Here is a 24,753-nt window from a genome sequence, read left to right on the forward strand (position 1 = left end):
TCAGGGGCAATGACTCGCTTCAAGATATTTCAGTAATTGTTGGCGCTGTAATCCGGCTCGAAGGCGAAATCCGCCAGGCGCGACACACCGGTTTGCAAGGTGCCATCCGGTTGCAGGCGCAACCAGCGATAGCCCGGCGCCTCACCACTGACCTTGAAGTCCGGGCTGCCGACAGCGAACTGGATGCAAGTTGAAGGCGACGCCAGCAACCGCACATTGTTGCGCTGCTGGTCAAACGGCTGATGGACATGCCCCCACAGCACCGCACGGGCCTGTGGATAACGGTCCATGACCGACCAGAACTCCTTGGCATTGCGCAGGCCGATAGGCTCCAGCCACTGGCAGCCCACCGACACAGGGTGGTGATGCAGGCACACCAGGTGATGACGATCTGGGGCTTCGCTCAAGGACTGAGCCAGCAGTTGCAACTGGTCGTCCTCCAGGTAACCGGGGGTGGAATGGGGCACCGCCGAATTGAGCATCGTGATGCGCCAGTTGCCAATATCGACCACGGGCTCCAGCAGACGGCTTTGCACGGCCGCTTCGCGCATTGGCGCCAACTGGTCGTGATTGCCGGGGATCCAGCGACCAAAGGGCGCCAGTGGCGCGGTCAGTGTGCGAAAGCGCTGGTAGGCCTCGACACTGCCGTCCTGGGTCAAATCGCCCGTGGCCAGCAGGCCGTCAATCTGCGGCTGCTCGGCACGCACCAGGTCGATCACCTGTTGCAGGCTTTGTGCGGTCTTGAGGCCCAGCAGCGAGCCATCGGCATCGGCAAACAGGTGGCTGTCAGAGAGCTGCACCAGCAGCACCGGATCTTCGGTGGTCAGCGTGGATACATTCGGCAAGGCGGCTCTCCCGGGGAGGTTTTTCTTCAAGGCTAGCGCACTTCTGCGTATTCATGGCCACAGGCCAGGCAATGGCTGAGCCACTCACCCAAAAACACATTGAGCTGGGCTTTTTCGTCAGGCTGGTGCATGGCCAGGTTGGGGTACGGGTAGATACTGCGAAAACGCCGTGCATGCTCGGCCGCGACCACTTCGGCCATGCGTGCATCGTGGTACACCTGCACCTGCAACTGCGGCACCGGCAACCACGGCAGGCTGTGCTGCTGGCTGACACGCAGGGTGCTGGTGTACGGGCAATCGAGGATCACCTCCAGCGTCAGCACGCCCAGCATCTGGTCGCCCTGGGTCACGGCAATCTGGCGCGGGCCGGGTTGCTCACGCATTTCGGGCAGCAAACGCATCAGGCGCGCATAGTTGGCCTCGCAAGCGGCCTGCAGCCCGACCAGATCGACCCGATAACGATCGCGAACCCCATTTACGACCATAACCCCCTCACTTCAGCGCGATTAAGCGCCAACCATTGCAGGGCAATAATGCTCGCTGCATTGGAAATACGCCCATCACGTACTGCTTGCAGCGCATCTTCGTACGCCCATACCGTTACACGAATATCTTCTGCCTCTTCCTCCAGACCATGCAAGCCCCCCACACCTTCAGAGCTGCAACGGCCCAGATAGAGATGGACAAACTCGGTGCTGCCACCGGGTGACGGAAAATAGCGGGTGATGGGCCACAGGGACGAAAACGTCAGCCCGGCTTCTTCTTCACCTTCGCGGTGGGCGACCTCTTCCGGCACTTCAGCCTTGTCGATCAGCCCGGCAACCAGTTCGATCAGCCACGGTGTTTCGGTCTTGCCCAGCGCGCCGACGCGGAACTGCTCGATCAGCACCACTTCATCACGCTGCGGGTCGTAGGGCAGCACACACACGGCGTCATGGCGCACAAACACTTCACGACTGATCTCGCGGCTCATGCCACCGGCAAAGAGTTCGTGACGCAGGTGCACGCGATCAAGTTTGTAAAAGCCCTGATAGCCGTTCTCACGCTTTACGATCTCAACGGCGCGTGGCGTGGCCTTGGTGATGTCAGTCATTGCAAACCCCTTGCTGGCGAATTTCACCGTGGGCGGGCCCTCGGCATCGCGCATCCTAACGCGCCTGAGACTCGCGATGCAGCCTCTTTTATAACGCGGGGATAGACGGATCGCCTGCAAAACAACTCTAATTGGCTCTACATAAGCTTAGTGGCGAACCGATGCCCATGCTGGCAGTCGAACCACCATCATTCCCTTACTCTTTCGACGATGAAGGACGACCATGTCGCTTTTAAAGTTTGCTTCCATGACTTGCATCGCCCTGACCCTGGGTGCGTGCCAAAGCGTGTTCCAGCCTGCGGTGCAAAAGCCGCTGGCGTTTGCCAATGACGCTTCCGAGCAAGTCAAGGCAGGCTGCACCGGCCAGGATTGCCCGCTGGTGAATATCGACACGCTGCATTTCCCCGACGCCCCCAAGCTCGATGCGATGATCGAAAATCGCCTGCTGCGAATGACCGTCAACTCGCCTGACGACAAACTGGCACCCTCGCTCAACGCCTACCGCGAGCACTTCCTGCGCACGGCCGACAGCCGTAACAGCACTTATTTGCAGGCCAAGGTACGCGAGCAGCATGACGGTCTGGTGATTGTCGAGCTGTCCAGCTATCTGGATACAGGTGGCGCCCATGGCATGCCGGGCCGCGGGTTTATCAACTACTCGCGTTCACAGCAAAAGGACGTGACCTTGCAGGACATGTTACTGCCGGGTCAGGAGCAGGCTTTTTGGGGCGCCGCCAAAGTGGCCCACAACAACTGGCTGATCAGCAGTCATTACGGCAGCGATCCGGAGTTCGTGAAAAACTGGCCATTCCAGAAAACCCCGCATGTGGCGTTGCTCAAGGACAACGTGGTGCTCAAGTACGACGTGTACAGCATTGCGCCGTACTCTGAAGGGCATGTTGAACTGAAGATCCCGTACTCGCGCTTGAACGGGATTTTGAAGCCGGAGTGGTTTCCGGGTAAAGGCTGAGCCAGAGCCGCCCTCACCCCAACCCTCTCCCGGAGGGAGAGGGAGTTGATTTGATGCTGAATTCAAGCCCGCGTGCGGTCAGTCCCCTCTCCCTCCGGGAGAGGGCCAGGGTGAGCGGATTTTAACGTTTGCCCTAACACCCACTGCAACCCACCCGCCAGCAACAACGCTGGCAAAGTCGCGCCCACATCCGGCAGCAAGTTCGCCAGCAGGTGATAAGTCACCACCCCACCCACCCAGGCCAGCAAACTCGACCAGCGCAGCAGCGTCGGCGTAACCCGGGCACTGCGCTTGCGCAGGATAAAGTGATCCACCAGCACCACACCGAACAAGGGCGCGAACACTGAGCCAATCAGCAGCAGGAAGTTCTGGTATTGCGCCAGCGGCGCAAAGCAGGCGATCAAGGTGCAGACCACGCCAATGGCCAAGGCCAGGTGTTCGACCTTCAAGCGCAACAAAATCCCGCCAGACACCGCCGCCGAGTGAATATCGGCAAATGCGTTTTCCGATTCGTCGAGCAAGATCAGCAGCAATGGGATACCCAACCCCGCACCCGCCAGCGCCAACAGCAGCGCATTGACTTCACCACTCGGAGCGAATGCCAGGGTGTAGGCCACGCCCAGGCTCATCAGCCAGAAGTTACCAATAAAGAAGCCCACAGCCGTGCCGCCGAACACGCTTTTGGCCCGCTTGCCGAAGCGCGAGTAATCCGCAATCAGCGGCAACCAGGACAGCGGCATGGCGATGGCAATGTCAAAACCGACGGCAAACGGCAGCGAGCCATCGCCTTTTTGCGCCCACAGCGCTGGCAGATCAGCCTTGGCAAACAAGTTCCAGGTCAGCCAGAGGCAGGCCCCCAGCAGCAGCCAGATACCCCACTTGCGCAGGATCTTGCGCACAAAGGTCAATGGCCCGCTGACCGCGAGCAAGGTGGCCAGGGCGCCAAACAGCAGCGTCAGCAACAGCGGGTTGCTCAGCGCGCTGCCTTCGCCAAATGCCCGGGCGCCCAGCAGGCTGGCGGCATCGCGCATCACGATGATTTCAAACGAGCCCCAGCCGATCAGTTGCAGCACGTTGAGCATGGCCGGGAGCATGGCACCGCGACTGCCCAGGCTGAGCTTGAGCGCAGCCATCGACGACAGGCCAGTGTCGCTGCCAATCACGCCGACCGAAGCCAGTAGCGACACGCCCACCAGCGTGCCGAAAAAAATTGCCAGCAAAGCACCCGACAGCCCCAGCCCCGGCGCAAGCAACGCACCGGTCTGCAACACCATCAGGCCAATGCCGAGGGAGAACCACAGGGAAAACAGATCGCGACCGCCGAATGCACGCCGGTCCAGAGGGACAGCAAGGTCGGGGGAATAGGTGCCGGGTGTGTTCAAGGAATGAATCCCACAAAGAGAAAACCGCCTAAAAAACCCTGTGGGAGCGGGCTTGCTCGCGAATGCAGCACCTCGGTGACTCAGACATACCGAGTTGATTGCATCGCGAGCAAGCCCGCTCCCACAAGGGGACTGCTTACATCACACTTTTTTATACAACTGGCTGCCTTCCTGCTTGAAGCGCTCGGCCTGCTCAGCAAGGCCCTTGGCTACATCCACATCAATGGCATCAATGCGCTGGTTGGCGGCGTAGATGCGCACTTCCTGGGTGATTTTCATCGAGCAGAATTTCGGCCCGCACATGGAGCAGAAATGCGCGACCTTGGCCGAATCCTTGGGCAGGGTTTCGTCGTGGTACGAACGTGCGGTGTCCGGGTCCAGGCCCAGGTTGAACTGGTCTTCCCAGCGGAATTCAAAACGCGCCTTGCTCAATGCATTGTCACGAATCTGTGCACCAGGGTGGCCCTTGGCCAGGTCCGCAGCATGGGCTGCGATCTTGTAGGTAATGATCCCGGTCTTGACGTCATCCTTGTTCGGCAGGCCCAGGTGTTCCTTGGGCGTGACGTAACAAAGCATGGCGCAGCCAAACCAGCCGATCATCGCGGCACCAATGCCCGAGGTGATGTGGTCGTAACCCGGCGCAATATCGGTGGTCAGCGGGCCGAGGGTGTAGAACGGCGCCTCGTCGCAGCATTCCAGCTGCTTGTCCATGTTCTCCTTGATCAACTGCATCGGCACATGGCCCGGGCCTTCGATCATGCACTGCACATCGTGCTTCCAGGCGATCTTGGTCAGCTCGCCGAGGGTTTCCAGCTCGCCGAACTGCGCGGCGTCGTTGGCGTCGGCAATCGACCCCGGACGCAAGCCATCGCCCAGCGAGAAGCTGACGTCGTAGGCCTTCATGATTTCGCAGATTTCGTCGAAATGGGTGTAGAGGAAGTTCTCTTTGTGGTGCGCCAGGCACCACTTGGCCATGATCGAACCACCGCGCGACACAATGCCGGTCACCCGCTTGGCGGTCAGCGGCACATAGCGCAGCAACACGCCGGCGTGGATGGTGAAGTAGTCCACGCCCTGCTCGGCCTGTTCAATCAGGGTGTCGCGGAACAACTCCCAGGTCAGGTCTTCGGCCACGCCGTTGACCTTCTCCAGCGCCTGGTAAATCGGCACGGTACCAATCGGCACCGGCGAGTTGCGGATGATCCACTCGCGGGTTTCGTGGATGTGCTTGCCGGTGGACAGGTCCATGACCGTGTCCGAACCCCAGCGGATGCCCCAGGTCAGCTTGGCCACTTCTTCTTCGATCGAAGAACCCAGCGCACTGTTGCCGATATTGCCGTTGATCTTCACCAGGAAGTTACGGCCGATGATCATCGGCTCCAGCTCAACGTGGTTGATGTTGGCCGGGATAATGGCGCGGCCACGGGCGATTTCTTCGCGCACGAACTCGGCGGTGATTTCTTTCGGGATGCTGGCGCCGAAACTGTGGCCCGGGTGCTGCTGGTCCAGCAGGCCGGCGGCGCGGGCTTCCTGCAGTTTCATGTTCTCGCGGATGGCGACGTATTCCATCTCGGCGGTGATGATGCCCTGACGCGCATAGTGCATCTGGGTAACGTTGGCGCCGGCCTTGGCCCGACGCGGGTTTTTGACGTGGGCGAAGCGCAGTTTGGTCAACTCTGCATCTTCCAGACGCATCTGGCCAAAGTTCGAACTCAGGCCCGCCAGACGCTCGGTATCATCACGGTCGTCGATCCAGGCCGAACGCACATCGCCCAGGCCTTTACGCACGTCAATCTGCACGGACGGGTCGGTATACGGGCCGGAGGTGTCGTAGATCAATACCGGGGCGTTCACTTCGCCGCCAAAATCGGTAGGTGTGATATCCAGGCTGACTTCACGCATCGGCACCAGAATGTCCGGGCGCGAACCCTGTACATAGACTTTTTGCGAGCGGGTAAACGGCTTGACCGACTGCTCATCGACCTTGGCCGAATCACTGAGATTGATCGCGTTTTTTGGTTTTGTACTCATCACGGCTCTCCAGACTGCATCCAGGCGGATTGTCGGAGGGAGAACCTGAAAAATGTACGGATGCACCCAAGGACTGGGTGCTGAGTGACGACCTCGAACGACTGGTTGTTTTTTAACCAATCGATCCCGGACGGCACTCAAGAGGACTCGCCGGGAGACGAGAAATCTTGTTCCCTACGCAGGCGTTAACCTGATCAGGTTCAACGGGATCCGAAATTATTCGATCTCAGCCTCATAGCAAGGCACCCCGACAAGAACGGGCACAGTCTAGGACAGCGGCAAATTTTTAGCTACAAGTGCCAAGCCGCAACTTGCAGATGCTCTATCGCGCCCAAAACTACTACACTCGCTACTTCCTGAAACCGCGAGTCGGACTCGGGCTTTCATTTTTCGCATTCTTGAACTAGGGATCGCTCATGCTGCGCAAACTATCACTGGCTATTGCCGTGTCTTGGGCGACCAGCGCAATGGCGCTGGACACCCCCGCTCCATTGTCCAGCCAAAACGGTCTGGTCAGCGTTTACCACGAAGCGGTCGACAACAACGCCGACCTGGCCGCAGCCCGCGCCGGTTACGAAGCGCAAAAGGAAGTGGTACCCCAGGCCCGTGCCGGTTTGCTGCCCAACCTGTCCGGCGGCGCCGAGTCGAGCAATGTGCGTACCGCCATCGACCAGCCGTCGCTGACCACCACTCGCAGCGCGATGGTGTACCAGGCCACGCTGGCACAACCGATTTTCCGCATCGACCGCTGGTTCCAGCTTAAAGCCGCCGAGTCGATCAACGAGCAGGCTGCGCTGCAACTGTCGGCCACCGAGCAAAATCTGATTCTGCAAAGCGCCAATGCCTACTTCTCGGTACTGCGTGCCCAGGACACCCTGGCGGCGACCAAAGCCGAAGAAGCCGCGTTCAAGCGCCAGCTGGACCAGTCCCGCGAGCGCTTTGACGTAGGCCTGTCGGACAAGACCGACGTGCTGCAATCCCAGGCCAGCTACGACACCGCGCGGGCCAACCGGATGCTGGCGCAGCGTCAGGTCGAAGATGCATTTGAATCGCTGGTGACCCTGACCAACCGTCAGTACAACGCGATTGAAGGTATGCGCCACACCCTGCCGATCCTGCCGCCGATGCCCAATGACGCCAAGTCGTGGGTCGATACCGCCGCCCAGCAGAACCTCAACCTGCTGGCCAGCAACTACGCGGTCAGCGCCGCCGAAGAAACCCTCAAGCAGCGCAAGGCTGGCCACGCGCCAACCCTCGATGCCGTGGCGCAGTACAAGACCGGCGACAACGACGCCTTCGGCCTGAGCAACCCCAACGCCCTCAACCAGCGTTATGGCGGCGACGTATCGCAGCGCAGCATTGGCGTGCAGTTGAATATCCCGATCTACAGCGGTGGCCTGACCAGCTCGCAAGTGCGTGAATCCTACTCGCGCCTGGACCAGACCGAGCAACAGCGCGAGGCCCTGCGCCGCCAGGTGGTGGAAAACACCCGCAACCTGCACCGTGCCGTGAACACCGACGTTGAACAGGTATCGGCACGCAAACAGTCGATCATCTCCAACCAGAGCGCGCTGGAAGCCACGGAAATCGGCTACCAGGTGGGTACCCGCAATATCGTCGACGTGCTCGACGCCCAGCGCCAGCTGTATAACTCGGTGCGCGACTACAACAACAGCCGCTATGACTACATCCTCGACAACCTGCGCCTCAAGCAGGCGGCGGGCACCCTGAACCCCGGGGACCTGGAAGCCCTGTCGCACTACCTCAAGGCCGACTACAACCCGGACAAGGACTTCCTGCCGCCGGACCTGGCCAAGGCTGCCGAAGCCAATTTGCGCTCGCCGGGCAACTGACGCCTCCTGTGGGAGCGAGCCTGCTCGCGAATAAAGCGCCGCCGCTCCCACAGCGATTGGCTTGACTGATATACCCGGATACCACCGTTCCCTGAGAGCTACAGACGTTAATACGGCATCAGTCGTATGACCCTCTGCCAGTCTCTACAGGAACGCTTATGCCTACAGCCCCCGCAACCGCCCTGAACCCACCCGAAAATGCCGTGCGAGCCCAGTTTGCCAATGGCCCCGTGCTTGAAACGGTCGCCCGGCAAATGCTCACCGCAGCGCTGGTGCAACACTACCCGTCACTGCGCATCGATCTGCAGCGCACCCGCCTGGCTGTCCCCAGGCCTGAAGGCGGCTGGGCGCTGGAGCCCTTCATGCCACGGGTTCTGGATTACCTGGGCAGAGGCGCCGGGCTGGACTTGCGCCCGGTCAATACACAACCCTGCTACCTGACCGATAACCCGCCTGACTGGCTCGGCCCCGCAGAGGGCGAGCTGGACATGGCGATTGTCGAGGCCCTGGCCAAGGAACTCTCCTGGCGCCTGCCCATCGGCCTGCAAGGTGCACTCAACGAATTCTGGGCGGGCAACGCCGACACCGGCGCCAGCCGCTGGCAATGGCTCAGCGATGTGCTCAAGGACACCCTGCGAATTGGCGCCCTCCAGCAGACCGACCTGCACCCGAACGCATTGCTCGCCATCAATCAGGTGATCACGACCCCGGACTCTGCGCAGCGGATCCGCCTGTACGGCGACACTGCCGTGCGCGCCTACTGGCTCAAGGCATCATTACTCGGCCCGCACACGCTGCACTCATCCCTGAGCTCAAGGATCGTGCTGGCCACCCGGGAGCAGGTACTGCTGTGCAAACCCGACGGCAGCATCCTCACTTACAAGACCCTCGACTCCCTGAGCCGGGCCTGGGCCAGGCAGATCAGCCGGACCTATACCGTCCGGGAAATCCGCATCAGCCACTACGAGCTTGAGGGCAACGTATTCGACGCCTGCGCAGCGGCCATCCTCAACCGCCAGCTGGAACACATCGGTGCGCTCAAGCTGCCGGCCAGCATCGGCTGGCCGGCATTGCAAAAGGTCTACAACTCCATCACCAGCACCGCGCAGTTCCTGGCCGGTGGGCCGCAGGCCAGCCTGTACAACCTTGAAACCATCAACAGGCACTTGCCCCACTGGCTGCGCAACGCCAGTGCCGCCGACAAGGCCCGCTACCGCCAATACAGCCTGGCCCTGGCCTCGGCCAAAAAAATCGCCAAGGGCAAGACCTACCTGCACGGCATCAGCGACATCCGCGCCTATGCCGCCGATGTGCTGCACCAGCAAATGCGCAGCGACCAGGGCCACTTTGAGCAGACCACCCCGATTGCCGAGCGCCAGGACCACTTTGACCCCGAAGACATTGAACTGACCTTCCTCACGGCCACCGGCTTGCCGGATACCGTCGGCGCTGTCGAAACCACCACCATGAGCCTGACCGATCTGGCCCTGAAGAATCTGCTCGGGCGCCCCAAAGGCACGCTCAGCCTGCGCCATCGCCGGGACCTGGCACTGCCCCCGTGGTTGACTGCGGACTACATCACCCAACGCGGCGGGCTGATTGAAACGGTCAATATCGGCAAGATGTACCCCGAACGCCTTGAAGACCTGCTGCTGGGCGCCACTGCAGACGCCCGCCCCCGGGAACAACTGTTCGCCGCCCACCTCAGCGTACAGTTACCGCTCGAAGCGCTGGAACTGAGCCTGAAACACGAACAGGGCCTTACGCCGCTCGGTGCCCGCTATGTGGCCGCCGTGGTGCAGACCAGCACCGACGAGCAGCAGGTCGAAGGCACGGCGGTGGTCATGCGCCATCTGGCCCTGATGCGCCACCCGCAAGCCTCGCCGGACATCGCGAGCAACATGTTTATCATCGAACCGGCCAATACCGGGCAAGGCCCGCATGTGCTGTACCGTCCTTTCTATACCCCTTCGCTGCTGGAGTTCAGCACCCGCACGGCCCTGCTGGAGGCCATCACCGAGCCCTCCCCCCTGCAGACCAGCGTGCTGACCTGGCTGAGCGATATCGCCCGGCCGATCTACGACAACGGCGGTTTCAGGGAGCCCCATTACGTGCGCTTTGGCCTGGGCAGCGAGTATGCCCCCCTCGAACGGCCCGCCCCGGCGCAACTGGCAACCAATGGCAGCAGCGACGAATTGCTGCAATACCTGCACAACGGCCGGCTGATGGAGTATCTGTTCGGTTGCAATGCCAGGGCATTGGTGGCGCAGGCCGACAGCGATTCGGTGTCCAACGCCGAAAGCCGCTGGGGGGTGCTGATGGAAGGGGCCGGCCTGATCTTCAACAGCCTGTTGCTGCTGCCCGGCTTGCCCCCGCCCCTGATGCTGACCGGTGGTTTGCTGAGCCTGGCCAGCGTGGCCAGCCAGGACATCCCCGCGCTCACCAGCAGCGACGCCATCACCCGCGAGCTGGCAGCGGCTGATGTACTGCTCAACCTTGGCATGCTCCTGCTCCACCAGTCCCTGGCCGCGGCACAGCGACCTGGCCCCCTGCCCGCCGACCTGCTGGCCCAGGCCTTGCGCCCCCGGGCCCCAGTGCGCATCGGGGAAATATGGCCCGAACCCGAACCGCCCATAGTGGTCACCGGGCTGGTGGCACTGCCCGGGGAAATGCCGGCGGCCGACAGCACGGTGCTCGATTTCAGCTTCGCCAGCGCCCACAACCGCCTCACCCCTACGCAGCGCGAACGGCTTGCAGGCTTTAAAGTGGCGCCCCCGCAACCACTGCCCGCGCCCCACCCCGACGGCCCGCACAGAGGCCTGTACCGCATTGGCCAGGCCTGGCATGCCCGGGTCGGCCAGGACCTGTACCCCGTTGATATCGACTCCGAGGGGGTGGCGATGATCGTGTCGGCTACTGATCCCGGCCAGCGCGGCCCGGCGCTAAAGGCCGACAGCCACGGCAACTGGTCGCTGGACCTGCGCCTGCGCCTGCTCGGTGGCATGCCGCCCAAACGCATCGCCGCCCTGCAGCAGCACAAGGCCCAGCGCATCCGCGAACTGCAAACGCAGATGACGGATTTTTTCCCTCATGAAGTGCCACTGCAGAAGGCCGTTGAAATCAACCACACCGCGCTGAAAAGAGCGATGCAGGATCCACGCTTCAACGAGCAGCAAATCGCCACGTTCCGCAACCGCCTCAGCGTCGCCCTGCACGCCGAACTCAGCGCCTATCAGGCACTGCTGGCCACAGTCCGGGAGCGTACCGAGCTGAAAATCCCGTTTCATGAAACGATCCTGATCTCCTTGCTGGAGAAGTCCTTCGACAACCGGACCATCTCCCTGTCCATCTCGGCCAGCGAACAGAAAAGCCAGATCGCCAAATGGCCACAATTCACCACCCCCGGCCCGGCGCTGGAAGCCGCCGCGCTACAAGACCCGCAAGGGTTCATGCAGTCGATCCGCGAGCAGGTGGCACTCAACGACAGCACCATCGAGCGCATCGAGCAAAGGGACGGTTACCTGGAGCAACTGTTCAACCTCGGCGAAACCGCTGCGGCCACGGCCACCGAGCTGCTCCAGATGCTGCCCGCCGCAGGCCATACCGGCCTGACCCTCAAGGGCTTCCAGCTCGACTGCCTGAAGCTGGCCAGCTCCAGGCTATCGGCAGGCACCATCATCGAAGAGAGCCTTGATAGCGCTATCGACCCGCTCAAGGAACATGCCCACACCCACAACCAGCTCAACACCCTGGAATTCGACGCCAGCAAGCGCCTGGAGATCCTGGACAGCCTTGTGGACAACTACGGCCAGGCGCTGGATGCATTGCAGGGTATCGGGGGGATCTATGCCGATGAGCTGGAGCCCGAGTACTTCAACAAACTGCGCCTGCTGCTCACCGATCTCTACCAGGATGTAACCAGGCAACTGGCCAGCGAGATCCGGCCAACACCACAACCAACGGTGAAAAGGCCGCGCAAGCGCACCCCATCAGGCGCGGGCAGCCGCCCGAAAAAAGTCATCAACGTGCGCGGCAAGGGCAAGCTGATCGGCGAACTGAGGCCCGCCGACAGCGAATGGCAAAATGACGTTATCGAAGTGCGTTCAGACTATGACGAGCAACTGCTCTCGACCTATTTGCAACACGGCGACGAATGGGTCGAAATCAAGACCGTGCGCCCGCCATCTCCCCTGCGGGTGCGGGCCCTGAATATCATCAAGGGCGATGCGCGCAAGTTGTTCGCCATGTTCGCAGATCACCTGCACAAGACCCGTCAGTACAAGAACCTGTCGCGCCACCCCCAGGAAGTCGAAGAGCTGCTCGCCCACGAAGCGCAAAAGCTCGACCGGCTGGCCACCGAGCTGCACACAGCCCTTCAGGCCCAGGCTGAAGCCGCCCGCATGCCGGACGATCAGGCCCTGGTCGACAACATGCGCAGCGCAGCACAGCAGATGCTCAGGGAGGGCCGGGAAATGCGCATTCAGCTAAGCCTCGAACTGCCGCCGACCCACGGCAACCTGCAATACCTGATTGACCAGGAGCTGGTGCAGATGGCCGGGCTGGGCAACCGCATCCAGCTCGCGGGCGAGCGGCGCGACTTTATCGAGGAGTATGCCGTCAACGACCGTCAGGGCCGGCCACTGTGGTATGCCCACTTCCATTACCCCGAGGCCACGACGCCGAAACAGGACTACAGCGTTGCCCACTTGAAGACCAAGGCTCAACGCAAGCTCAGTTACTGGTCACAACTGGCCGATGCAAAAAGCGGCCAGGCTGTGGTCATCGTGCACCGCGGCCAGATTGGCAGGGTTCTGGCAGAACGCTGGTTTCTGCCACTGGCCAACTAGCGTGACAACAATCGCCCGAGCCCGTCGAGCAACCGCTGCAAGGCACCCTGATTGAGCTGCATGACTTTCAGGCCCGCCTGGCCCATGCGCCGGGCGTCTTGCGGCAACTCGAACAGGCGCTGTACCGCCAGCGCCAGGCCCTGGGCGTCATCCACCTCTTCCAGCGCACCGGCGTCGCGCAGCAGCGCGCTGATTTCCAGAAAGTTGAACAGATGCGGCCCGCTCAACACCGGCTTGGCCAGCGCCGCTGGCTCCAGCAGGTTATGCCCGCCGTTGGGCACCAGGCTGCCGCCGACAAAAGCGGTGTCGGCCAGTGCGTACAAAAACAGCAGCTCGCCCATTGTGTCGCCCAGCATGACCTGGGTTGCGGCATTGACCGCCTCGCCACTGGAACGGCGCACGGTGGCAAAACCTTCACGGCGGCACAGTTCAAACACCGCGTTGAACCGCTCCGGGTGGCGCGGCACCAGTATCAGTAACGCATTGGGGTATTGGTTGAGTAATCGGCGATGGGCGGCGAGCACAATCTCGTCTTCCCCCTCGTGGGTGCTGGCGGCAATCCACACTGGACGTGCCTGGGCCTGCCACTGCTCACGCAACTCCCGGGCATCGACCAACAGTTGCGGGTTGATGCTCAGGTCAAACTTGATCGAGCCGGTCACTTCAACGCATTCAGGTCGTGCACCCAACTGACGAAAGCGCTCGGCCTCGGTTTCGGTCTGCACGGCGATCAGGCTCATTTCTTCCAGCATGGGCCGGGTCAGGCGGGCAAAGCGGCCATAGCCCTTGGCCGAGCGGGCCGACAACCGGGCATTGGCCAGCGCCACCGGGATGCCACGCTTGGCGCACTGGTGGATATGGTTGGGCCACAACTCGGTTTCCATGATCACCGCGAGCTTGGGTTGCACACGATTCAAAAACCGCGCTGCCGCCCACGGCAAATCGTAGGGCAAGTAACAATGCTGGATACGCGGCTCACCCGCGAACAGCGCCTGGATCCGCTCGGACCCGGTGGGCGTCATGCAGGTCACGGTGATTGGCAGCTGTGGATAACGCTCCAGCAGCGCTCGAATCATCGGCGCGGCGGCGATACTCTCGCCCACCGATACGGCATGCACCCAGATGCCGCCCGGTTGCATGGCCGGCAGATTTATGGCGAAACGCTCACCAATGCGCCGGGCATAAGCGGGTGCCTTGCGCGCCCGCAGCCACAAGCGAATCGCCACCAGCGGCAGCCCCAGATGAAACAGCAAGGTGTAGAGAGTTCTATTCATGGGTGCGGAGTTTACTTGAAAAACTATTCACGATGATGGCACCGAATCCGCCTTACCCTGTCGCAACCAGAACGCACTACACACTTTCACAACTACTAGAATGCCTTGCTGTTAAATTGCCCCGCACCAAACTCAGGACTCCACGATGAACGCCTACTACTACCTGGCCATTGCCATTTGTGCCGAAGTGATTGCCACCGTCTCCATGAAAGCGATCAAGGGCTTCAGCACACCGCTGCCGCTGGTCCTGGTGATTGCCGGCTACGCCACGGCATTCTGGATGCTGACCCTGGTGGTACGCACCATCCCCGTGGGCGTGGCTTACGCTGTATGGGCGGGCATGGGCATCGTGATGGTGAGCATCGCGGCACTGTTTATCTACGGGCAAAAGCTCGATGTGCCAGCCATGCTCGGCATGGGCCTGATTGTGCTGGGGGTGGTGGTGATCCAGCTGTTTTCCAAAACTGCAGGGCACTAAACCTTCCACCTGTGGGAGCGGGCTTGCTCGCGATAAAATCAACACGGCCTATCAGGTAAACCGCGTCGCCCGCATCGCGAGCAAGCCCGCTCCCACAGTGCACACCCAAGTTAGTGGCCTCTACAAGGCCAGGTTGAAGATCAGGCTGTATACTTGCGGTCTTTGTCTTTAAACACTGAGGTCGCCCATGCCATCTGTTATTTCCACCGACGTGCTGATTGTCGGCGCTGGTGTTGCCGGCCTCTGGCTCAATGCCCGCCTGCGTCGCCAGGGCTTCTCCACGCTTGTGGTCGAGCGCGAAAGCCTGGGTGGCGGGCAAAGTGTGAAATCCCAGGGCATCATTCACGGCGGCGCCAAGTACGCGCTGCACGGTGCCCTGACCGGCGCGTCCGAAGCCATTGCCGATATGCCACGCCGCTGGCGCGAAGCCCTGGCCGGTGACGGCGAGCTGGATCTGCGCGGCGTACGCCTGCTCTCCGAAGCCCACTACCTGTGGTCGCCAGGCACCCTGGCAGGCAACCTCACCAGCTTTTTCGCCAGCAAGGCCGTGCGCGGCCGGGTCGACCAGGTCAAGGGCGACCAGTTGCCCCCGGCCCTGCAAGACCCGCGCTTCAAGGGCAAGGTCTATCGCCTGGCGGAGCTGGTCGTCGATGTCCCGAGCCTGATCGAACGCCTGGCCGACCTCGCTGGCGACGGCCTGCTGAGCGGTCAAGTCATTGAACCGCTGTTCGAGAACGACGAGCTGATCGGCCTGCGGGTCGACGGTCTCGATATTCACGCCCAGCGCATCGTGTTCAGTGCAGGTTCCGGCAATGCCGACCTGCTGGCCAGTGTCGGCATCAGCGTTCCGGCCCAGCAACTGCGCCCGCTGCATATGGTGCTGGTCAAGGGGCCTACCCTCAAGCCGCTGTACGCCCACTGCCTGGGCGGTGGCCCCAAGCCACGCATCACCGTCACCACGCACCCCGCAGCCAACGGCGAGTGGGTGTGGTATCTGGGCGGTGATATCGCCGAAGCCGATGGTGTGGCCCGTGAACCTGCCGAGCAGATCGCCGTGGCCAAAAAAGAGCTGGGCAACCTGCTGCCGTGGGTCGACCTGAGTCAGGCGCAATGGGCCACGTTGCGGGTCAACCGTGCCGAGCCTGCGCAGTCGGGGCTGGTGCGCCCGGACAACGCCTTCCTTGCGGATCAAGGCCGCCTGCTGGTCGGCTGGCCGACCAAGCTGGCACTGGCGCCAGACTTCTCCGACCGCGTGCTGCAAGCGCTGGAACAAGACGGTATCAAACCAGGTGATACCCCCGCCCTGCCACCGCTACCCCGTCCACCTCTGGGCAAAACCGCCTGGGAGCAACTGTTGCCATGAGCCAGCCAACCCTGCACGACTTCCATCGCCCGCTGGGCAGCACCGGCCTGCGGGTTTCGCCACTGGGTCTGGGCACCGTCAAGCTGGGCCGCGACCAAGGGGTCAAATACCCCAGCGGCTTTCAGATCCCCGATGATGACGAAGCACGCATGCTGCTCAAGCTCAGCCGCGACCTGGGCATCAACCTGATCGACACCGCCCCCGCCTATGGCCGCAGTGAAGAGCGCCTGGGCCCGCTATTGCGTGGTCAGCGCCAGGACTGGGTGATTGTCAGCAAAGTCGGCGAAGAGTTTGTCGACGGCCAGTCGAGTCACGATTTCAGCGCCGCACATACCCGGCGCTCGGTGGAACGCAGCCTGAAACGTCTGGAAACGGATTTTATCGATCTGGTACTGGTTCACTCCGACGGCAATGACCTTGCCATTCTCAACGGCTGCGAAGTCTACGAAACCCTGGCCGAGCTTAAGCGCGAGGGCAAGATTCGCGGTTTCGGCCTGTCGGGCAAAACCGTTGAAGGTGGGCTCAAGGCCCTGGAAACCGGTGATTGCGCGATGGTGACCTATAACCTCAATGAGCAGGCCGAGCTACCCGTGATCGATTACGCCGCGGCCCACGGCAAGGCCATTCTGGTTAAAAAAGCCCTGGCCAGCGGCCATGTTTGCCTGAGCCCCGGGGTTGATCCGGTGCGCGCCAGTTTCGAACTGGTGTTTGGCCATCACGGGGTTGCCAGTGCTATTGTCGGCACCATCAATCCGCTGCATCTGGCCCATAACGTGGCGACTGTTGCGCAGGTTCTGCGCAAAACCTGAAGCCGCCGACGCGGCCGACCCCGACGCAAGGAGGAGCCGACCATGCCGCGCATGTTGATCCGCAAGAACCCCAGCGACTTCAAGACCCTGCCGTTGTATGTCGAGGCCACGCCCGAGGGCTTGAGCTATCAAAGCATCGGCATGCCGCTGAACTTCGCGCAAACCCTGCAAAAACGCCGCCCGGTGACGGTTACCGACAATGAGCGTTTTTCGCTGGAGCTGGCCAACCTCGGGGTATCCGTGCGCCTGACCCTGCATTGGCAAGGTCGCGATTACTGGGTGCTGGTGCGCCAGCGCCGCCAGGATCGTGGTGATGTGGTGCTCAAGCTGATCTCTGGTTATGTACCCGCCCACGAGGTCAATCTGCCCCTGCATACAGCCATTCAGGAAATTGCCGAAGAGTGCCTGCTGGAAACCCCCGAAGGCTGGCTTGGTGGCCGTTTCAATGAAACCTGGCTACCGGCGCCCTACGCTGCCGCGCTGCATTACCGCGAAGCCCTGCCCTTTCGTCTCACACCCCTGTCCGGTGCGACCCGGCCTGTAAGTTGTGGCAGCCAGCCCCTGCTGGAGCGGCCACGAACCTATGTGCACCTGCCGACCGCCTCACTGCAGCTGATTTACGATCTGCGCCTGGAAGTGCCCAGGGAAGCCAAGTCCCTGAGCCTGTTCCATGTTGAAGAGCGGCTGGAAGGGGATCAACTGGTGGCGCGCCTGGATCGCAAGCGTCCTGACCTGTACCTGATCCCGCTGACGGAGGGCCAGCCGTGCGCCGAGCTGTACACCCTGAGCAAAGATCGCCTGCAGCCTGCCAGCACTCGCGGCGTGCGGTTGGCCGAGAGTTTTGCGCCACAGGAGGGCTGGGTGGTGCGTGATGAGCGGATTCGCTGGAAGGATTGGCTCAGGCAGCAGGGCTTGACGCCGCCCAAACCCGAGTCAAGGCTCAAGCGCCTGACGGGCAAGGCGCGACAGATATTCAGGAAGGTGGTGAAAAAGTCTTAGTTACTCATGTGGGAGCGGGCTTGCCCGCGATTCAGACAACTCGGTTTTTTAGCTGGACCGAGTCGAGCTTATCGCGGGCAAGCCCGCTCCCACAGTGAGTATGCGATCCATCACTGACCGCGAATCTTCTCGACAATGGCCGTGGTAGAGCTGTTTTCAACCAGCCCCAACACCTTCACCGTACCGCCATAGGCGGTGACGATATCGGCGCCCACCACCTGATCGATCCCGTAGTCACCGCCCTTGACCAGCACATCAGGCTTGACCTGGGCCAGCAGGTTTTCCGGGGTAGCTTCAGGAAAGCTGATTACCCAGTCCACCGCCCCCAGACCAGCCAGTACCGCCATGCGCCGGTCCACGCTGTTGATCGGCCGGCCCGGGCCTTTCAGGCGGCTTACCGAAGCATCATCGTTGACTGCGACGATCAAGCGATCACCCTGAGCCCGCGCTTGCTCCAGATAGGTCACATGCCCGGCATGCAGAATGTCGAAACAACCATTGGTGAAAACGATCTTCTCGTTGTGCGCCCGCGCATCTTCGATGGCCAGCAGCAACTGATCGAGGCTCAGCACGCCGCGCTCCGACCCTTCGGAGCGCTGGATCGCACGGCGCAGTTCCGGCGCGCTGATGGCCGCCGTACCCAGCTTGCCGACCACAATACCCGCCGCCAGATTGGCCAGGGCCACGGCGTGGGGCAGCTCTTCACCGGCAGCAATGGCGGCGGCCAGGGTCGAGATAACGGTATCGCCCGCCCCTGTCACGTCAAACACTTCACGCGCACGCGCTGGCAGGTGCATGGCGGCAAAGCCCGGGCGCAACAGGGTCATGCCGTGCTCGCCACGGGTCACCAGCAAGGCGCCCAGGTCCAGGTCGGCCATCAGTTTGGCGCCTTTGGCCACCAGATCGGCCTCGTCAGTGCAACCACCGACGATGGTTTCGAACTCGCTCAGATTGGGCGTAATCAGGCTGGCGCCACGGTAGATCGAGAAATCCTTGCCCTTGGGGTCGGCCAGCACCGGAATGCCCCTGGCACGCGCAGCCTGGATCAACACCTGATGGTTTTTCAGGGCACCCTTGCCGTAGTCGGACAGCACCAGCACCTTGATGCCTTCGAGCAGGTTTTCAACTTCGGCACCCAACGCCAGTGCGTCGGTGGCGAACGGTTCTTCAAAATCGATACGCAGCAGTTGCTGGTGACGGCTCATGACCCGCAGCTTGACGATGGTCGGCTGGTGCGCGATGCGCTGGAACAGTGCACGAACGCCCGCACCCTCAAGCCGGTTGGCCAGGCTGTCGGCGGCTTCATCGTCGCCGGTCACGCCCACCAGCGAGGCAGGCGCGCCCAGTGCAGCAATGTTGAGCGCAACGTTGGCAGCGCCGCCCGGGCGGTCTTCGATTTGCTCGACCTTGACCACCGGCACCGGCGCCTCAGGGGAAATCCGTGAGGTCCCGCCATGCCAATAACGGTCGAGCATGACATCGCCTACCACCAAGACAGGGGCTTGATCGAATCGCGGCATGGACAACTTCATGGAGAACCCACATACAAAATGAACAGGGGCGCGATATTAACACAGGGTGAACGCAGGTCAGTTCACGGTATTAATCGCAGCGAATGAGAATCAGGCAAAGCGAAAGTGTTGTGTAGCCGCTGCCGCAGGCTGCGACAAGGGCCGCAGGCCCTTCATGGCAAATACTGATCCGGATCGCCGCGCAATCCATCGCAGCCTTCGGCAGCGGCTACAAATGGATTGCGACAGCGGCATTTACTAGGCGATATCGCCCGTTTCCGGGGCATCAAGCCCCATCGAATGCAGACGCGCGTAGTAACCATTTTGCGCCATCAGCTCAGCATGGGTGCCGCGCTCGACGATCTGGCCCTGGTCCATCACCAGGATCAGATCGGCTTTTTCGATGGTGGTCAGGCGGTGAGCGATCACCAGCGTGGTACGACCTTTCATGACGTGGTCAAGTGCCGCCTGGATATGACGCTCGGACTCGGTATCCAGCGCCGAGGTCGCCTCATCCAGAATCAGCAGCGGAGCGTTCTTGAGCAACGCCCGGGCAATTGCCAGGCGCTGGCGCTGGCCACCGGAAAGCAACACGCCGTTTTCACCGACCTGAGTGTCCAGGCCTTGTGGCAATTGCTCGATAAAATCCATCGCGTAGGCATCACGCGCGGCTTTCTCGATGTCGGCACGCGGTGCTCCGGCAAGATCGCCGTAGGCAATGTTATTGGCCACGGTGTCGCTGAACAGGGTCACATGCTGGGTTACCTGGGCGATATGCTTGCGCAGGTTAAGCAGGCGGTAATCTTCTATCTCGACGCCATCGAGCAATATCTCGCCCGCCGTGTGGTGATAGAAACGCGGGATCAGGTTCGCCAGTGTCGACTTGCCACTCCCGGAACGCCCCACCAATGCCACCATTTGTCCCGGTTCGGCCGAGAAGGTCACATCCTTGAGCACCTGCCGGTCGGTGTCCGGGTAGGTGAAGCTCAGGTTGCGCACATCCAGGCGGCCAGTGACGTGGTCGCGCTCAACAGTGCCGGTGTCGACTTCCGGTTTCTCATCCAGCTGTTCAAAGATGCTTTCGGCACCCGCCACACCCTTCTGGATCGTCGAGCTGACTTCAGACAACTGGCGAATCGGCTTGGGCAGCAGGCCGGCCAAGGTGATGTAGGCGATCATGTCGCCCGGCGACGAGTCGCCACGCAGGTAAAGCACCAGGAACATCAGGATGCCCATCGCCACATAGATGACCAGTTGCAGCATCGGGGTATAGATAGCCCCCGTGCGGGTCATGCGCAGTTGCTTGTCGGTGTTGCTCTGGCTGGCTTGCAGGAAGCGCTTGCGCTCATAAGCCTCACCGCCAAAGCTGCGCACAACGCGGTAGCCCTGGATGGTTTCTGAGGCAACGTGGGTAACGTCGCCCATCGCCACTTGAATCTTCTTGCTTTGCTTGCGGAATTTCTTGCTGGCCGTACTCACCATGACCGCAATCAGCGGCAGGATCGCGACCATCACCAGCGTCAGGCGCCAGTTCATCCACAGTAACGAGCCGAACAGGAACACTACCGTCATGCCTTCACGGATAACCACCTTGATCGCATCGGTAGCAGCACCGGTCACCATGGTCACGTTGAAGGTAATACGGGAGATCAGATGCCCCGAGTTGTGCTTGTCGAAGTAACGGTTGGGCAGTACCAGCAGGTTGTTGAACAACTGCACCCGCAGGTCGTGCACCAGGCCCAGGGACACCTTGGCCAGGAAGTAGTTGCCCAGGAAGGAGCCCAGGCCCTGCCATGCAGCAATCAGTACAATCAGGATCGGTACAACCTGCAACAGGCGCAGATCACGCAAATAGGGAACGGAAGGAAACAGCACTGCGTCCGGGTTGGACAGGCCATCGACGAAATACTTGAGGATGTAACCAAGCATTGGCTGGGTCGAAGCGAAAATAAGAAACCCGACGATACTCAGCAGGAACAGGCCGACATAAGGCCGGACATAGCTGAGCAGGCGCAGATATATCTTCAAGCTCGATTCGCTTGTGCTGGGGCTGGATTCGGTCATATCACGCGGCGGTTAGTCAAAAAGGATGCTGACTTTATCACAGCTTCTCTGGTGTACTGACTGCCGCTTGTAGCCCGGCCGCACGGGCCAGTAAAAACGACACTACAGGGCCAGTGCGCTAGTATGGCCGTCCAAAATCTGGAACGAACCTTTCAGCATGCAATTGAGCTACTTAAATTATTCAAAACAACGGGTGTTTGATTTCATTTGCCTATGGCTGCTGCCTGTCGGCCTTTTATTACTGTTATCCGACCTTTATTTTCTGCCTGGACGAAGCCTGCATCACAAACTGTATTACGCACTGTTCAGCATTCCGACCCTGATTGCCCTTGTCTTGCGGCCCAGGGAGTTCAGGGACATCTTGCGCGAACCGTTGATCGCAGGTTTTCTGCTGTTTGCCGCCTGGGCCATGATCAGCCTGATCTGGAGCAATACCGAGGACCACTTTCTCGGCCTGCTCAAACCCCCGCTGCACCTGTTCATGCTGTTCGCGGGCTGTACCCTGCTGGTCAAGTACCGTAGCGACAGCCTGCAACCGCTCATCTTTGGTGCCGCCGTCATTGCCCTGGTCGCCACCCTGTACAACCTGTACATGTTCTTCCCCATCCAGGACCCGCAATTGCGGATGATCGGTGCCGGTGCTTTCGACAATCCGCTGCTCAGCTCCCATGCATTCGGGTTTTTCTGTATCTATTGGCTGACTTTGGGCATGACCTGCAAACGCCCGCCGGTCCTGCTGGTCGCCATTCCCGGCTTTGTCATCATGTTTGCGGCGGTGATCGCCACCGGCTCCCGAACCCCACTGGTGGCCATCGTCATGGCCATGGTCTGGCTCAGCTTTATCTGCTGGAACCGTCGCTCACTGGCCCTGATCAGCATGCTCGCCGCAGGAGGCATTGTGGTGGCCACGCTGTTCTGGGACATGCTCGTCAGCCGCGGCAGCTCGTTCCGCTTTGAACTGTGGCAGATGGCGCTGGATCTGATCGCACAACGGCCGTGGATCGGTCATGGCTATGACGCGCACTTGTCTCTGGCGCTGTCGGAGTATCCCGACTACCCCCTGAGCGAGCCCCATAATTTTTTCCTCGGGGTACTGTTCTACGTCGGTTTGCTCGGCCTGCTGCCCTGGTTGTTCATGCAGGCCTGGGGCCTGTACAGCAGCTGGCGTCACCGCGTGCAGCCATTGTTCATTCTCGCCTCCGCCTGGCTGATGTACGGCATTGGCGCCGGCCTGACCGAAGGCGGCGGGATCATCTCGCGCCCCAAGGAACACTGGTATCTGCTGTGGATCCCACTGGCGCTGATCGCCGCGCTGAACATCGGCCTGCGCCTCAAGACCCTGCGTGACAGACCGGTTCACCGCCTGTCCGATGCGGCCTTCAACGCCCTTGCCAGCCATGCCCAGGTGATTGAAGAAGATGGCCTGGGGCCCAAGGTGTTGCGCCTGCAAAATGGCAACTTCCTCAAGTTGTTCCGCGCACGCCGCTGCTACACCTCAGGCAGCTTCAATCCCTATTCGGAACGTTTTGCCGTCAACAGCGAGCGCTTGCAGGCGATGGGTATTCCCGCGCCGAAAATCCTCGACCTGTTTCAGTTACGCAATGGCAGCACTGCCGTGCTGTACCAACCACTGCCCGGCCAGACCCTGCGCCAGGTGATGCAGTCGATGGGTTCGCCGGCCATGCGCCAGGCCCTGGTCGAGCGCTTCGGCAAGTTCCTGGCGGTCCTGCATGACAAGGGCGTTTACTTCCGCTCCCTGCACCTGGGTAATGTGTTGTTGATGGACGATGGCGAGTTCGCCCTGATCGATATTGCCGACCTGCATCTCTATCCATCAGCACTGCGCATTGCCTTGCGCCAGCGCAACTTGCGGCATATGCAACGCTACCCCGAGGACCGTCGCTGGTTGTTCGAAGAGCAACTTCCAGAACTGCTGCAAGGTTACGCCACCCTGGCCCCCGCCCCTGCCGTTACCAGCCTGCGCACCCAGGTTATGGCACTTGCGCAAACCAACGCGCCTTGAGTCTGGACAGCAGTAACCCCTTGTGGGCGGTGCTGGCCTATGGCCTGGCGATCATGACGTCAGCCTTGCTGCTGCGCTGCTCGCCGACCATCCAGCGCAACCTGGAGCATTCAGCTCAAGGCCGCTACAGCAGTGTTGATGGTTTGCGCGGCTATTTGGCCTTTGGTGTATTTATTCACCACACCGCCATTACCTGGGTGTTTCTGCATACCGGGGCCTTTGAAATGCCCTCAACCCGGTTCTACGCCCAGATCGGTCTGGCCAGCGTGGCCTTGTTCTTCATGATCACGGCCTTTCTGTTCTGGGGCCGCCTGCTTGAAAAAGGCCGTCAGTACGATTGGCTGGCCTTCGCTGTGTCCCGGGTTTTCCGCCTGTATCCGCTGTATTTGCCACTGATGCTGCTGGTGATTGTCAGCGTGTTCTACATCCAGGGCTGGACACTCAAGGACAGCCCGCTTGAAGTCGCGGGCCAGATACTGGCCTGGTTGATCTTCGACCGCCCGGATATCAATCAATACCCGCAAACCGGCGGGCTGATTGCCAACGTCACCTGGACCCTGAGCTACGAAGTGTTCTTCTACATGGCGTTGCCACTGTTCGGGATGGTGTTTCTGTACCGTAGCGACTGGCGCCAGACTGCACTGTGCCTGGTTGCCATCTACGCGCTGTATCAGGTGGTGGGTTGGGAGCACTCATTGAAAAAGCACATCCTGATGAGCTTTCTCGGTGGCGTGGCGGCGGCATACTGGGTGCGCACGCCCAGGCTCCTGGCCTGGAGCCGGACACCCGTTGCGGGGGTCATTGCCCTGGTTGTGCTGATAGCCGTACTGACTTTGTTTCGCAAAAGCTTTGCGTTCTTGCCGCTACTGCTGCTGACCCTGGTGTTCTCGATCATCGCCTCGGGGCATACGCTGTTTGGCGCATTGGCACTGCGCAGCATTCGCTGGATGGGGGAAATCAGCTACAGCACTTACCTGCTGCACGGGTTCCTGATCTGGTTGATGTTGCAGCGCCTGCCTTTGGCGCTGCCACTGGACACCAAGGAGCCCCTGGTATTCCTGCTGTTGGCGGCCCTGAGCAGCGGCCTGTTGATTGCCATCAGCAGCCTGAGCTTTCTCTACATCGAAAAACCCGGCATGGCCGCAGGCAAAAGGCTTGTGCGCCGACTGCGCCAGCGCACCCGGACGACCTCACAGGTCGAGCCGGAATAA

At 61.1% G+C, this 24,753-nt stretch carries 17 protein-coding genes and 1 riboswitch; of the genes, 9 read left to right on the forward strand and 8 right to left on the reverse strand.

Features of this window, described 5'->3' with window-relative positions:
- Window positions 1–29 precede the first annotated feature (29 nt).
- From cpdA to BLU25_RS12515, 3 genes are read right to left on the reverse strand one after another with little or no spacing between them, the layout of a single operon-like run.
- Complete coding sequence (gene cpdA / locus BLU25_RS12505; RefSeq protein ID WP_016783281.1) at window positions 30–845, reverse strand: 3',5'-cyclic-AMP phosphodiesterase; 816 nt, start codon at window positions 843–845, stop codon at window positions 30–32.
- Window positions 846–877: 32 nt separating this feature from the next.
- The gene (locus tag BLU25_RS12510; protein WP_016783280.1) at window positions 878–1,330 is read right to left on the reverse strand and encodes a DUF1249 domain-containing protein; all 453 of its coding nucleotides are present in this window, start codon (window positions 1,328–1,330) and stop codon (window positions 878–880) included.
- Entirely contained in the window at window positions 1,321–1,938 is a 618-nt protein-coding gene (locus BLU25_RS12515; RefSeq protein ID WP_029611704.1) for an NUDIX domain-containing protein, read from the reverse strand. The genes BLU25_RS12510 and BLU25_RS12515 overlap by 10 nt, the downstream gene beginning before the upstream one ends.
- 223 nt (window positions 1,939–2,161) lie before the next feature.
- Here BLU25_RS12515 and BLU25_RS12520 point away from each other — a divergent pair, with 223 nt between their 5' ends.
- Window positions 2,162–2,908 carry an RsiV family protein gene (locus BLU25_RS12520; protein ID WP_020467805.1) on the forward strand — a complete coding sequence of 249 codons (747 nt, stop codon included), beginning with the start codon at window positions 2,162–2,164 and terminating at the stop codon, window positions 2,906–2,908.
- A gap of 62 nt (window positions 2,909–2,970) precedes the next feature.
- Here BLU25_RS12520 and cytX read toward each other — a convergent pair whose 3' ends face one another.
- Both cytX and thiC read right to left on the reverse strand, forming a co-directional pair.
- The gene (cytX, locus tag BLU25_RS12525; protein WP_016783277.1) at window positions 2,971–4,290 is read right to left on the reverse strand and encodes a putative hydroxymethylpyrimidine transporter CytX; all 1,320 of its coding nucleotides are present in this window, start codon (window positions 4,288–4,290) and stop codon (window positions 2,971–2,973) included.
- Window positions 4,291–4,431: 141 nt separating this feature from the next.
- A complete protein-coding gene (thiC, locus tag BLU25_RS12530) occupies window positions 4,432–6,321 on the reverse strand; it encodes a phosphomethylpyrimidine synthase ThiC (RefSeq protein WP_016783276.1) in 1,890 nt (629 codons plus the stop codon).
- A gap of 154 nt (window positions 6,322–6,475) precedes the next feature.
- Window positions 6,476–6,581, reverse strand: a riboswitch (TPP riboswitch).
- Window positions 6,582–6,737: 156 nt separating this feature from the next.
- Between thiC and BLU25_RS12535 the strand changes: the two genes are divergently transcribed.
- Entirely contained in the window at window positions 6,738–8,174 is a 1,437-nt protein-coding gene (locus BLU25_RS12535) for a TolC family outer membrane protein (RefSeq protein ID WP_016783275.1), read from the forward strand.
- Between the two features lie 158 nt (window positions 8,175–8,332).
- Window positions 8,333–13,021 (forward strand): dermonecrotic toxin domain-containing protein, encoded by a 4,689-nt coding sequence (locus BLU25_RS12540; RefSeq protein WP_083369660.1) that lies wholly within the window; start codon window positions 8,333–8,335, stop codon window positions 13,019–13,021.
- Here the strand turns inward: BLU25_RS12540 and waaA are convergent.
- Entirely contained in the window at window positions 13,018–14,295 is a 1,278-nt protein-coding gene (gene waaA / locus BLU25_RS12545; RefSeq protein ID WP_029611703.1) for a lipid IV(A) 3-deoxy-D-manno-octulosonic acid transferase, read from the reverse strand. The genes BLU25_RS12540 and waaA overlap by 4 nt on opposite strands.
- 145 nt (window positions 14,296–14,440) lie before the next feature.
- Between waaA and BLU25_RS12550 the strand changes: the two genes are divergently transcribed.
- From BLU25_RS12550 to BLU25_RS12565, 4 genes are all read left to right on the forward strand, one after another.
- Complete coding sequence (locus tag BLU25_RS12550; protein ID WP_016783272.1) at window positions 14,441–14,773, forward strand: DMT family transporter; 333 nt, start codon at window positions 14,441–14,443, stop codon at window positions 14,771–14,773.
- Between the two features lie 187 nt (window positions 14,774–14,960).
- Window positions 14,961–16,136 carry an NAD(P)/FAD-dependent oxidoreductase gene (locus BLU25_RS12555; protein WP_016783271.1) on the forward strand — a complete coding sequence of 392 codons (1,176 nt, stop codon included), beginning with the start codon at window positions 14,961–14,963 and terminating at the stop codon, window positions 16,134–16,136.
- Window positions 16,133–16,945, forward strand: a complete 813-nt coding sequence (locus tag BLU25_RS12560) for an aldo/keto reductase (RefSeq protein ID WP_016783270.1) — start codon at window positions 16,133–16,135, stop codon at window positions 16,943–16,945. Before BLU25_RS12555 ends, BLU25_RS12560 begins: the two co-directional genes overlap by 4 nt.
- A 42-nt stretch (window positions 16,946–16,987) precedes the next feature.
- Entirely contained in the window at window positions 16,988–17,944 is a 957-nt protein-coding gene (locus BLU25_RS12565; RefSeq protein WP_083369661.1) for a metal ABC transporter ATPase, read from the forward strand.
- A gap of 110 nt (window positions 17,945–18,054) precedes the next feature.
- Here BLU25_RS12565 and hldE read toward each other — a convergent pair whose 3' ends face one another.
- Entirely contained in the window at window positions 18,055–19,476 is a 1,422-nt protein-coding gene (gene hldE / locus BLU25_RS12570; protein ID WP_029611702.1) for a bifunctional D-glycero-beta-D-manno-heptose-7-phosphate kinase/D-glycero-beta-D-manno-heptose 1-phosphate adenylyltransferase HldE, read from the reverse strand.
- A 237-nt stretch (window positions 19,477–19,713) separates the two neighbouring features.
- Window positions 19,714–21,519, reverse strand: coding sequence for a lipid A export permease/ATP-binding protein MsbA (gene msbA, locus BLU25_RS12575; protein WP_016783267.1), 1,806 nt, complete (start codon window positions 21,517–21,519; stop codon window positions 19,714–19,716).
- 157 nt (window positions 21,520–21,676) lie between these two features.
- On the opposite strand from msbA, the gene BLU25_RS12580 reads away from it, so the two are divergent.
- The gene (locus BLU25_RS12580) at window positions 21,677–23,542 is read left to right on the forward strand and encodes a bifunctional O-antigen ligase/aminoglycoside phosphotransferase family protein (RefSeq protein WP_016783266.1); all 1,866 of its coding nucleotides are present in this window, start codon (window positions 21,677–21,679) and stop codon (window positions 23,540–23,542) included.
- Between the two features lie 2 nt (window positions 23,543–23,544).
- Window positions 23,545–24,753: an acyltransferase family protein gene (locus tag BLU25_RS12585; protein ID WP_228795897.1), complete on the forward strand. Its 1,209-nt coding sequence runs from the start codon at window positions 23,545–23,547 to the stop codon at window positions 24,751–24,753.

The organism is Pseudomonas fragi, assembly GCF_900105835.1.
GTDB classification, from domain to species: Bacteria; Pseudomonadota; Gammaproteobacteria; order Pseudomonadales; family Pseudomonadaceae; genus Aquipseudomonas; species Aquipseudomonas fragi.

Excerpts from the sequence above, each read along its gene's own strand:
- msbA (WP_016783267.1), bottom strand. The coding sequence starts at position 21,519 with ATGACCGAATCCAGCCCCAGCACAAGCGAATCGAGCTTGAAGATATAT.
- BLU25_RS12565 (WP_083369661.1), top strand. The coding sequence starts at position 16,988 with ATGCCGCGCATGTTGATCCGCAAGAACCCCAGCGACTTCAAGACCCTG.
- BLU25_RS12510 (WP_016783280.1), bottom strand. The coding sequence starts at position 1,330 with ATGGTCGTAAATGGGGTTCGCGATCGTTATCGGGTCGATCTGGTCGGG.
- BLU25_RS12515 (WP_029611704.1), bottom strand. The coding sequence starts at position 1,938 with ATGACTGACATCACCAAGGCCACGCCACGCGCCGTTGAGATCGTAAAG.
- waaA (WP_029611703.1), bottom strand. The coding sequence starts at position 14,295 with ATGAATAGAACTCTCTACACCTTGCTGTTTCATCTGGGGCTGCCGCTG.
- hldE (WP_029611702.1), bottom strand. The coding sequence starts at position 19,476 with ATGAAGTTGTCCATGCCGCGATTCGATCAAGCCCCTGTCTTGGTGGTA.
- BLU25_RS12555 (WP_016783271.1), top strand. The coding sequence starts at position 14,961 with ATGCCATCTGTTATTTCCACCGACGTGCTGATTGTCGGCGCTGGTGTT.
- BLU25_RS12580 (WP_016783266.1), top strand. The coding sequence starts at position 21,677 with ATGCAATTGAGCTACTTAAATTATTCAAAACAACGGGTGTTTGATTTC.
- BLU25_RS12550 (WP_016783272.1), top strand. The coding sequence starts at position 14,441 with ATGAACGCCTACTACTACCTGGCCATTGCCATTTGTGCCGAAGTGATT.
- BLU25_RS12540 (WP_083369660.1), top strand. The coding sequence starts at position 8,333 with ATGCCTACAGCCCCCGCAACCGCCCTGAACCCACCCGAAAATGCCGTG.
- BLU25_RS12560 (WP_016783270.1), top strand. The coding sequence starts at position 16,133 with ATGAGCCAGCCAACCCTGCACGACTTCCATCGCCCGCTGGGCAGCACC.
- BLU25_RS12520 (WP_020467805.1), top strand. The coding sequence starts at position 2,162 with ATGTCGCTTTTAAAGTTTGCTTCCATGACTTGCATCGCCCTGACCCTG.
- BLU25_RS12535 (WP_016783275.1), top strand. The coding sequence starts at position 6,738 with ATGCTGCGCAAACTATCACTGGCTATTGCCGTGTCTTGGGCGACCAGC.
- thiC (WP_016783276.1), bottom strand. The coding sequence starts at position 6,321 with ATGAGTACAAAACCAAAAAACGCGATCAATCTCAGTGATTCGGCCAAG.